The organism is Virgibacillus salexigens (assembly GCF_014905415.1).
GTDB lineage: Bacteria > Bacillota > Bacilli > Bacillales > Amphibacillaceae > Virgibacillus > Virgibacillus salexigens.
In genome coordinates this window covers 1-527 of record NZ_BNEO01000025.1, presented here as the reverse complement: position 1 = coordinate 527, position 527 = coordinate 1, and the positions used below count along the sequence as shown (strand labels likewise).

The window sequence follows — 527 nt, the reverse complement described above, 5'->3', positions numbered from 1 at the left end:
ATTGGGCTGATTGGTGCTTTTTCTGTGACGGTCGCATCATCTGCTTGATTACTGGAAGGTTGGTATCTGGTGTCTTCGGATTCTTATCATCCTCATCCTTGATACCATCGTTATCATCATCTGGATCGGTCACATCTGGATCACCATCGCCATCTGTGTCACGTTGAACCCTGATCGTGATGGTCTTAGTAGCTTCGTTACCAGCTCCATCGGTTGCCTTGATTTCTACTGGGAAGTCTCGGCTTTCTTCCGTTGTGCCCCAATCGGAAACCGTTGGTGTGCCTTCAATCGCTTCTGTCGCTGGGTTGTAGGCCAAGCCATCTGGTAAGCCAGTCACATCATTTGGATCGATGGCAATGGTCTCATCATCCTCATCGGTAACCGTTACTGGGATTGGGCTGATTGGTGCTTTTTCTGTGACGGTCGCATCATCTGCTGTGATTACTGGAAGGTTGGTATCTGGTGTCTTCGGATTCTTATCGTCCTCATCCTTGATACCATCGGTATCATCATCTGGATCGGGCACA

The 527-nt window shown here is 48.8% G+C and carries 1 protein-coding gene; it reads right to left on the bottom strand.

Annotated features, from left to right (window positions below; genetic code table 11):
* Positions 1-527: Ig domain-containing protein (locus JKP73_RS22035; RefSeq protein WP_200411967.1), on the bottom strand; the 527-nt coding region annotated here is incomplete at both ends.